Origin of the sequence: Dietzia cercidiphylli (assembly GCF_014145145.1) — a bacterium.
Lineage (GTDB): Bacteria > Actinomycetota > Actinomycetes > Mycobacteriales > Mycobacteriaceae > Dietzia > Dietzia natronolimnaea.
This window is the reverse complement of record NZ_JAALEA010000226.1, coordinates 1-9,034: the sequence shown is the minus strand read 5'-3', so window position 1 is coordinate 9,034 and position 9,034 is coordinate 1. Positions and strand designations below refer to the sequence as shown.

General features: G+C 71.4%; 9 protein-coding genes and 1 pseudogene. 5 read left to right on the top strand and 5 right to left on the bottom strand.

Going from position 1 to position 9,034, the window contains the following annotated elements; all coding sequences use genetic code 11:
* Positions 1 to 269 (top strand): annotated as a pseudogene (locus G6028_RS08710) (exodeoxyribonuclease VII large subunit); the annotation flags it as partial.
* Positions 269 to 496, top strand: coding sequence for an exodeoxyribonuclease VII small subunit (locus G6028_RS08705; RefSeq protein WP_182658642.1), 228 nt, complete (start codon positions 269 to 271; stop codon positions 494 to 496). The pseudogene G6028_RS08710 and the gene G6028_RS08705, both read left to right, overlap by 1 nt.
* A 76-nt stretch (positions 497 to 572) precedes the next feature.
* On the opposite strand, the gene G6028_RS08700 is transcribed toward G6028_RS08705, so the two are convergent.
* Positions 573 to 1,136 carry a DUF4245 family protein gene (locus G6028_RS08700; RefSeq protein ID WP_182658641.1) on the bottom strand — a complete coding sequence of 188 codons (564 nt, stop codon included), beginning with the start codon at positions 1,134 to 1,136 and terminating at the stop codon, positions 573 to 575.
* Positions 1,137 to 1,283: 147 nt separating this feature from the next.
* On the opposite strand from G6028_RS08700, the gene glpX reads away from it, so the two are divergent.
* A complete protein-coding gene (gene glpX, locus G6028_RS08695; RefSeq protein ID WP_179525654.1) occupies positions 1,284 to 2,294 on the top strand; it encodes a class II fructose-bisphosphatase in 1,011 nt (336 codons plus the stop codon).
* A 65-nt stretch (positions 2,295 to 2,359) separates the two neighbouring features.
* Positions 2,360 to 3,763, top strand: a complete 1,404-nt coding sequence (locus G6028_RS08690) for a class II fumarate hydratase (protein ID WP_182610129.1) — start codon at positions 2,360 to 2,362, stop codon at positions 3,761 to 3,763.
* Between the two features lie 100 nt (positions 3,764 to 3,863).
* Here G6028_RS08690 and G6028_RS08685 read toward each other — a convergent pair whose 3' ends face one another.
* The 4 genes from G6028_RS08685 to G6028_RS08670 form a co-directional block, all read right to left on the bottom strand.
* Positions 3,864 to 5,219 (bottom strand): PhoH family protein, encoded by a 1,356-nt coding sequence (locus G6028_RS08685; RefSeq protein WP_182610128.1) that lies wholly within the window; start codon positions 5,217 to 5,219, stop codon positions 3,864 to 3,866.
* A gap of 246 nt (positions 5,220 to 5,465) precedes the next feature.
* Positions 5,466 to 6,707: an acetyl-CoA C-acetyltransferase gene (locus G6028_RS08680; RefSeq protein ID WP_182658643.1), complete on the bottom strand. Its 1,242-nt coding sequence runs from the start codon at positions 6,705 to 6,707 to the stop codon at positions 5,466 to 5,468.
* 16 nt (positions 6,708 to 6,723) lie between these two features.
* Positions 6,724 to 7,176 (bottom strand): MaoC family dehydratase, encoded by a 453-nt coding sequence (locus G6028_RS08675; RefSeq protein ID WP_182610334.1) that lies wholly within the window; start codon positions 7,174 to 7,176, stop codon positions 6,724 to 6,726.
* Entirely contained in the window at positions 7,173 to 8,327 is a 1,155-nt protein-coding gene (locus tag G6028_RS08670; protein ID WP_182610333.1) for an acyl-CoA dehydrogenase family protein, read from the bottom strand. The genes G6028_RS08675 and G6028_RS08670 overlap by 4 nt, the downstream gene beginning before the upstream one ends.
* A gap of 113 nt (positions 8,328 to 8,440) precedes the next feature.
* Here G6028_RS08670 and G6028_RS08665 point away from each other — a divergent pair.
* Positions 8,441 to 9,034, top strand: a 594-nt coding sequence (locus G6028_RS08665) for a hotdog family protein (RefSeq protein ID WP_479682426.1), incomplete at its 3' end; no start/stop codon positions are given.

The following is a 9,034-nucleotide window of genomic DNA, read 5'->3' as shown; positions in this document are numbered from 1 at the left end:
CAGCCACCCTGGCGCGCGGGTACGCGGTGGTCCAGTCCGTCGCCGGGGACCACGACGGCCGGGTGGTCTCCTCGATCGCCCACGCCCCGCCAGGGTCGCAGCTGCGCATCCGGGTGTCGGACGGCGCGCTGTCCGCCGCCGTCCTCGGCTCCACCCCCGCCGCGGGACGGACGGCCACCACCACCGCACCGCCCGGGCCATCCACACCCGAGCACACCACATCCAAGCCAGCCACACCCGAGCCAGCCACACCCGAGGAGCAGTCCTGATGTCCGACGAGCAGACCCCCGTCTCCCAGCTCGGCTACGAGGAGGCCCGCGACGAGCTGATCGAGGTGGTCCGCATCCTCGAGGCAGGCGGCCAGGACCTGGACGCATCCTTGGCGCTCTGGGAGCGGGGCGAGGAACTCGCCGCGCGGTGCACGGAGCACCTGGACGGCGCGCGCGACCGGATCGACGCGGTGTTGGGCGACGACGACGAGGGCGGCCGCAGCTAGGAGGCACTGCAGCTAGGAGGCACTGCAGCTAGGAGGCACAGCCCTTGCGCCGGCCCGGCGACGGTCGACCCGCTGACTACCGGGTGTCCGGGAGCGGTTCGGCGTCCTGGACAGCCGCGGCCAGCTCCTCGAAGTCCGAGGTGGTGGCCGACCCGGTCACCGCCACCCTGACGTCGTCCAGGTCCAGCACCCACACCGGACGGACGTCGTCACCGGTGAACACGGTCCACTCCCGCCCGGTCACCGGCACGATCGTCCGGCTCGGTCGCGGTCCGCCGTTCAGCGACCGGAACGCCTCCTCGGGGGCGTCGGACTGGACCAGCTCGACGAAGCTCCGCTCCCCCGTCACCCAGCCGACGTGGCTCGAGGTGGTGCCGACGAAGCTCTCGACCCGACCCGAGTTCGAGGTCCACCCCTCCGGGACGACCGGGGACCGCACCGGGAAGTCCAGGCTGCGGGCGTCCTGGCGCAGGGAGGCCTCGGCGTCGAACTCCGGGATCGCGCCCTGCTGTGGTCCGGACGGGCTGAAGGTGCACTGGCCCGCGACACCGGCGAAGATGCCGACGATCGCCATGAGCACCACCACCGACCAGAACATGTCGCGGTTGCCCTGCAGGATTCTCGGTTTCGGCTCGGCCACGGCGTCCAGTATCCCACCCACCCGGGGCATGTCGGGCGCCTGGCCCCCGGCGGGCGTCGGGAGGTGCAACAATGAGCGCCGACACCCCATCGTGCGGCGAGTGGCCACGTCTGTTCGCGCGCAGCTATCCGAGGAGCCCGACGCCACATGTCAGACGCCCTACGCCCCGACCGTAACCTCGCCATGGAGCTCGTCCGAGTCACCGAGGCCGCCGCGCTCGCGGCCGGCCGGTGGGTGGGCCGGGGCGACAAGCTCGGGGGTGACGGCGCGGCCGTGGACGCCATGCGCGAGCTCATCGGCACCGTCGACATGGACGGCGTCGTGGTGATCGGCGAGGGCGAGAAGGACGAGGCGCCGATGCTGTTCAACGGCGAGAAGGTCGGCACCGGGCACGGTCCCGCGGTCGACGTGGCCGTGGACCCGATCGACGGGACGCGCCTCATGGCCGAGGGCCGGCCCAACTCGATCGCCGTCATCGCGGTCGCCGAGCGTGGCGCGATGTTCGACCCCTCCGCGGTGTTCTACATGCGCAAGATCGCCGTGGGGCCGGACGCGGTCGGTCACATCGACCTGTCCAAGTCCACCGAATGGAACATCCTGTCCGTGGCCAAGGCCAAGAACATCGACGTCGGGGACATGACGGTCTGCGTCCTCGACCGCCCCCGGCACGCCGAACTCATCGCGGAGATCCGCGCGGCCGGCGCCAAGGTCCGGCTGATCATGGACGGGGACGTGGCCGGCGGCGTCGCCGCCGCCTCGGACGACAGCTCGGTGGACATCCTCATGGGCATCGGCGGCACCCCGGAGGGGATCATCACCGCCTGCGCCATGAAGTGCATGGGCGGGGAGATCCAGGGGCAGCTCTGGCCGCAGGACGACGCCGAACGCCAGAAGGCCGTGGACGCCGGCCTCGACGTGGATGCGTTCCTCGGCACCGACGACCTGGTCAAGGGTGACAACTGCTTCTTCGCGGCGACCGGTATCACCAACGGCGACATGGTCCGTGGCGTCAGCTACCGCTCGAACGGCGCCGTCACCAGGTCGCTGGTCATGCGATCGAAGTCGGGCACGGTCCGGCACGTCGAGGCCCGCCACCGCATGGAGAAGCTCCGCGAGTTCTCGGCGGTCGACTACGGCCAGGGGACGCGCGACAGCTGACCCCACCCGGGCCCGCCGCGCCGAGAGCGCCTGCACGGTGCGGCGTGCCCGCCTACTCTGACCGTATGGCTGACCAGAGTGGATTCCGTATCGAGCACGACACCATGGGTGAGGTCCGGGTACCCGTCGACGCGCTCTGGCGGGCCCAGACCCAGCGGGCGGTGGAGAACTTCCCGGTCTCGGGCAGCGGTCTCGAGCGAGCACAGATTCGCGCCCTCGGCCTACTCAAGTCCGCCTGCGCGACCGTCAACGGCCGTCTCGGTCTCCTCGAGAAGACCAAGGTCGACGCCATCGTGTCCGCGGCCGGACGGATCGCGGAGGGTGAGGTCGACGACCACTTCCCCGTCGACGTGTTCCAGACCGGCTCCGGAACCAGCTCGAACATGAACGCCAACGAGGTCATCGCCTCGATGTGCGCGGCCGAGGGCGTCACGGTCCACCCGAACGACGACGTCAACATGTCGCAGTCCTCCAACGACACCTTCCCCACCGCCACGCATGTCGCCGCGACGGAGTTGGCGCTGACCGAGCTCGTCCCCGCGCTGGGTGGGCTGGCCGGGTCGTTCGAGCGCAAGTCCGTCGAGTGGCGGGAGGTGGTCAAGTCCGGCCGCACCCATCTCATGGACGCGGTGCCCGTGACCCTCGGCCAGGAGTTCGGGGGGTACGCGCGCCAGATCCGGGCCGGGGCCGAGCGCGTGTGCGCCACCCTGCCCCGGGTGGGCGAGCTCCCGATCGGTGGCACCGCGGCCGGCACCGGACTCAACGCGCCGGACGGTTTCGGCTCCGCGGTGGTCGAGGAACTGCGCTCACTCACGGGGCTCGAGGAGCTGCGCCTGGCGGAGGACCCGTTCGAGGCGCAGTCCGCCCGCGACGGTCTCGTGGAGCTCTCCGGTGCGCTGCGCACGATCGCCGTCTCGCTCACCAAGATCGCCAACGACGTCCGGTGGATGGGGTCCGGTCCCATGACGGGGTTGTCCGAGATCCACCTGCCGGACCTGCAGCCCGGGTCGTCGATCATGCCCGGCAAGGTCAACCCCGTACTGTGCGAGACCATCTCCCAGGTCGCCGCCCAGGTCGTGGGCAACGACGCGGCCGTGGCCTGGGCCGGCGCCACCGGGGCCTTCGAACTCAACACGGCGATCCCGGTGATGGCCCGCAACGTCCTGGAGTCCGCCCGGATCCTCACCACGTCCACGACCCTGTTCGCCGAACGCTGCATCGACGGGATCGAGCCCGACGTCGAGCGGATGCGCCGGTACGCCGAGTCCTCGCCCTCGATCGTCACCCCGCTCAACTCGGCGATCGGCTACGAGGAGGCCGCCCGGGTGGCCAAGCACGCCCTGGCGGAAGGGTTGACGATCCGCGAGGCCGTCATCGCCCTGGGCTTCGTCCCCGACCCGCTGAGCGAGGACGAGCTGGACCGCCGCCTCGACGTGTTGGGGATGACGGGCCTCGACCGCGAGCGCTGACCCCGGACGCGGGCTCCCTCACAGGACTGACGAGACCCGGGTGGGACCTGCGCTGCGTGCCCGGTCCGGGCACGCAGCGCAGGTTCTGCTCACCCGTCGGTCATGCCGCGTGGATCCGGCGCAGCTCCCCCGGCTCGGCGTCCGGGTGGAACTCCTCGAGCATCGTGGTGACCAGCTCGGCGATCGCCGAGCGCTCCGAGCGGTTGAGGGTGACGTGTGCGAACAACGGATGCCCCTTGAGCTTCTCCACCACGGCCTGGATCCCGTCGTGACGGCCGACCCGCAGGTTGTCCCGCTGGGCCACGTCGTGGGTGAGCACCACGCGCGATCCCGTCCCCAGCCTGGAGAGCACCGTGAGCAGGACGTTGCGCTCGAGTGACTGCGCCTCGTCGACGATCACGAACGAGTCGTGCAGGCTCCGGCCGCGGATGTGGGTCAGCGGCAGCACCTCCAGGATCTCCCGGTCCATCACCTCGTCGATCACGTTCTCGCTGACCAGGCCCTCGAGGGTGTCGAACACCGCCTGGGACCACGGCGACATCTTCTCCGTCTCGCTCCCAGGCAGGTACCCGAGCTCCTGTCCGCCCACGGCGTAGAGGGGCCGGAACACCACGATCTTGCGGTGGCGGCGACGCTCCAGTACCGACTCGAGCCCCGCGCACAGGGCGAGCGCGGACTTGCCCGTCCCCGCCCGGCCTCCGAGGGAGACGATCCCGATCGACTCGTCCAGCAGGCAGTCGATGGCGATGCGCTGCTCGGCGGAGCGACCGCGCAGTCCGAACACCTCGATGTCGCCGCGGACGAGCTTGAGGCCGCCGCCGTCGGTGACGCGGGCCAGCGCCGAGGACGACTCGGTCTGGACCCGGATCCCGCAGTGCACCGGCGTCTCCACGTCCAGGCCGGCCGCCCGGGCCGCGAGGGGCGAGGCCCCGCCGTCGGAGAACAGGGTGTCCACGAGGTCCTGGGTGGCGGGCAGGTTCGCGACCCCGCTGTAGCCGGTCAGCACCACGTCCTGGGCGTGGTACTCGTCGGCGGGCAGTCCCACGGAGCCCGCCTTGACCCGCAGCGGCACGTCCTTGGAGACCAGGACGGTGTCGAGGCCCTCGGCGCGGAGGTTGAGCGCGCACGCGAGGATCCGGGAGTCCTCCCCCGTGTTCCGGAACCCGGCGGGCAGGATCGCCTGGTCGGTGTGGTTGAGCTCGACCCGCAGGGTTCCCCCCTGGTCGGTGATGGGCAGGTCGCCGTCGAGCCGTCCGTGGCGGAGGCGCAGATCCTCGAGGAGTCGGAGCGCCTCGCGGGCGAAGTAGCCCAGCTCGGGGTGGTGTCGCTTGCCCTCCAACTCCCCGATCACCGCGATGGGCAGCACCACGCGGTGCTCGGCGAAGCGGGTGACGGCCCACGGGTCAGAGAGCAGAACCGAGGTGTCGAGGACGTAGGTGCGTACGGTGTCGGTCACGGCGGACTCCTGGCCCGCGGCACCCGCGGGCGAGCTGGGGGTGGACCGGTCGGCCCAGGTCACCTGGTGGTGACGGGGCCGGGTGCCGGCCCCCTCCCGATCGAGTGGATCGATCATCGGCTGGGACCTCCCGACGGTCGGCTTCCCCACCGACCGTTGTGACCCACGCTACGCCCGAATCACACGAGTGTGAGTTAACTCATCGTGAATTCGTCGGTCTCGCCGGGGTCCGTGACGCACACCGGGTCACGGCACCCTCTCGAACGCGGCGGCCAGGCCCTGTCCGCCGCCCAGGCACATCGTCTCCAGGGCGAGCCGGCCCTGCCGGCGGGCGAGCTCGCGGGCCATCGTGGTGAGGATGCGGGTCCCCGTGGCCCCGACGGGGTGGCCGAGCGAGATCCCCGAGCCGTGCACGTTGAGCCGCTCGCGGTCGGCCGCCGTGAAGCCGAACCCGCCCTCCCACTCCCGCAGGCACGCCAGGACCTGGGCGGCGAAGGCCTCGTTGAGTTCGATCAGGTCGAAGTCGGCGAGACGCAGCCCGAGATCGCCCAGGAGCCCGGCGGTGGCGGAGACGGGACCGATCCCCATCCAGGCGGGATGGACCCCGGTCACCGACCACCCGAGGGGCCTGACGTACGCGCGCAGCCCGAGGCTCTCCGCGCGATCGCGGGTGGTCACGACGCACACCGCGGCGCCGTCGTTCTCCCCGCTGGCGTTGCCGGCGGTCACGGTCGCGTCGGGGTCGAGCCGGGAGCGCACGGGGCGCAGCGCGGCGAGTGATGCCGCGGTGACACCGCGGCGGGGGTGCTCGTCGGTGTCGACGACGACGACGTCGTCTCCCCCGCCCCGGGGGACCCGCACCGGCACGATCTCCTCGTCGAACACCCGCCCGTCCTGCGCCGCGACGGCGCGCCGCTGGCTCTCGGCCGCCAGCTCGTCCTGCTCGGCTCGGGAGATCGAGTACTCGGCGCGGAGGTTCTCGGCGGTCTCGAGCATGCCTCCGGGGATCGGGTGGTCACGGCCGCCCGACGTCACCCGGCCCCGCGCGATGCGGTCGACGAACTCCACGCGGTCACCGCGGACACCGCCGCGCAGGCCGAGCGAGTAGAACTCGCTGTTCGACATCGACTCCGCCCCGCCCGCGATCACCACCTCGCTCGCGCCCACCGCCACCTGCATCGCGGCGTTGAGCACGGCCTGCAGTCCGGATCCGCACCGGCGGTCGATCTGGATCCCGGGGGTGCGGATGTCCAGGCCGGCGTCCAGTGCCGCGACGCGCCCGATCGCCGGAGCCTCCCCGTTCGGGTAACACTGCCCGAGGATCACGTCGTCGACATCCGTGGCGGACAGACCGGTGCGGTCGACCAGACCGGAGATCGCGGCCGCGGCCAGATCGGCGGCCGCGAGCGGGGCGAGGGCGCCGTGGCGGCGACCCACCGCGGTGCGCACGGGTTCGCAGACCACGACGTCGGCGAGGGCCCGCGACATGCGGGAACTCACCGACTCATTCCACCATCATCCGGACGGTCTCGGCGACGACCGCCGGACGGTCGGAGCCCTCGACCTCCACGGTCACCAGACTGCCCAACTGGACCCCGGAGGCCCTGCGCTGGAGCGAGGTGAGCTCGATCCCCGCCCGGATGCGCGATCCCACCGGGACCGGTGCCGGGAACCGGACCTTGTCGACGCCGTAGTTGATCATCATCCGGAACCCCCGGATCTCCATGACCTCCGCGCCCAGCACGGGCAGCAGGGAGAGGGTCAGGTAGCCGTGGGCGATGGTGGCTCCGTAGGGCCCCTGCGCCGCCCGGACCGGGTCGACGTGGATCCACTGGTGGTCCCCGGTCGCGTCGGCGAACGCGTCGATGCGGTCCTGGGTGATCTCCATCCAGTCGCTGTACCCCACGTGTCGCCCGAGTTCGGCCTCGAGCTGCTCCAGTCCCTCGAACACCCTCATGACAGTCCTCCTCGCTGCACCAGTTGCGATGCGATGACGTTGCGTTGGATCTCGTTGGTCCCCTCGCCCACGATCATGAGCGGGGCGTCGCGGAAGTACCGCTCCACGTCGTACTCCGTGGAGTAGCCGTACCCGCCGTGGATCCGGACCGCGTCGAGCGCGATCTCCATGCCGACCTCGGAGGCGAACAGCTTGGCCATCCCGGCCTCCATGTCGCAGCGCTCGCCGGCCTCGGAACGCTCGGCGGCGTGGAGCGTGAGCTGGCGCGCGGCGGACAGCTTGGTGGCCATGTCGGCCAGACGGTGACCGACCGCCTGGTGCTTCCAGATGGGCTGCCCGAACGACTCCCGCTGCTGCGCGTAGGCGAGAGAATCCTCGAGGGCGGCGGCCGCCACCCCGAGGGCACGGCCGGCCACCTGGATCCGTCCGGTCTCCAGGCCCTTCATCATCTGGGCGAAGCCACGTCCGGGCTCGCCGCCGAGCACCTGCGTGGCGGGCGTGCGATAGCCGTCGAAGGCCAGCTCACACGTCTCGACGCCCTTGTACCCGAGCTTGGACAGGTCCCTCGAGACGGTCAGCCCGGGACCGTGCCCGACCAGGACGATCGAGATCCCCCTGTGCGCGGGCGTCGCCGACGGGTCAGTCTTGCAGAGCAGGGCGATCAGGCCGGAGCGGCGCGCGTTCGAGATCCACGTCTTGGCCCCGGTGATCACCAGGTCGTCTCCGTCGGGTGTCGCGACGGTGCCCATGGCCTGGAGGTCCGACCCCCCGCCGGGCTCCGTGAGGGCCATGGTCGCCCGCACCTCACCCGTGGCCATCGTCGGGAGGTGGGTGGACTTCTGCTCCTCGGTGCCGAACTCGGTGAGGAGCTTCGCCACCACCGTGTGCCCGCCCATGGCGCCCGCCAGGGACATCCAACCGCGGGCGAGTTCCTCGGTGACGCGCACGAAGCAGGGCATCGAGACCGGCATCCCGCCGTACTCCTCGGGGACGGCCAGGCCGTAGATCCCGATCTGCTTCATCTGCTCGATCCAGCGTTCCGGGTAGGAGTCCGCGTGCTCCATCTCGCGCACGGACGGCCTGACCTCGCGGTCGATGAACCGGCGCACGGTCGCGACGAGGTCGGCCTCGTCCTGGTTCAGGTCCGGCACCGGTGACACCTCGTCGTCGTCTCGATCCGCCCGTCGGGCGGGGTCCGGACATCATCGCAACCCTCCATCCGATAGTCAATAATCATGCGCATGGTTTGGTTAGGATGCCGGTCATGGACACTCGCGACGCCCGGCCCGTCGGCGGACCCTACTTCGACCAGCTGGCGGTGGGTCAGGTCGTCGTCGACGCCCCGTCCGTCACCCTGACCGACGGTCTCGCCGCCGCACACCAGGCGATCCTCGGCGACCGGCTGCGGCTCCCCCTGGACCGTCGTCTCGCCCACGCCGTCACCGGCGGCACGGTGGCCCACCCGGGCCTCGTCGTCGACGTCGCGATCGGCCAGTCCACCCTTGTCACCCAGCGCGTGCGGGCCAACCTCTTCTACCGCGGCCTGCGTCTGCTCACCGCACCCCGGATCGGTGACACCCTGACCACCCGGACGGAGGTCGTGGGACTCAAGACCAACAGCCACTCACCGGGCCGCACCCCCACCGGGCTCGCCGCGCTCCGCATCACCACCACCGACCAGGACGGACGGACCGTCCTGGACTTCCACCGATGCGCCATGCTGCCCCTGGCTCCGGGCGTCGACCCGGACTCGTGCGCCCACACCGACGACCTGGCGGCGGTCGGGACCGCCACCTCCCGGCCGTGGGCGACACCCGACGCCTGGGACCTGGCCGCCTACCGCGCCGCGGTCCCCGGG

Coding starts and splice junctions, on each gene's coding strand:
- G6028_RS08680 (WP_182658643.1), bottom strand. CDS start 6,707: ATGTCGCGGGCCCTCGCCGACGTCGTGGTCTGCGAACCCGTGCGCACC.
- G6028_RS08675 (WP_182610334.1), bottom strand. CDS start 7,176: ATGAGGGTGTTCGAGGGACTGGAGCAGCTCGAGGCCGAACTCGGGCGA.
- G6028_RS08690 (WP_182610129.1), top strand. CDS start 2,360: ATGGCTGACCAGAGTGGATTCCGTATCGAGCACGACACCATGGGTGAG.
- glpX (WP_179525654.1), top strand. CDS start 1,284: ATGTCAGACGCCCTACGCCCCGACCGTAACCTCGCCATGGAGCTCGTC.
- G6028_RS08705 (WP_182658642.1), top strand. CDS start 269: ATGTCCGACGAGCAGACCCCCGTCTCCCAGCTCGGCTACGAGGAGGCC.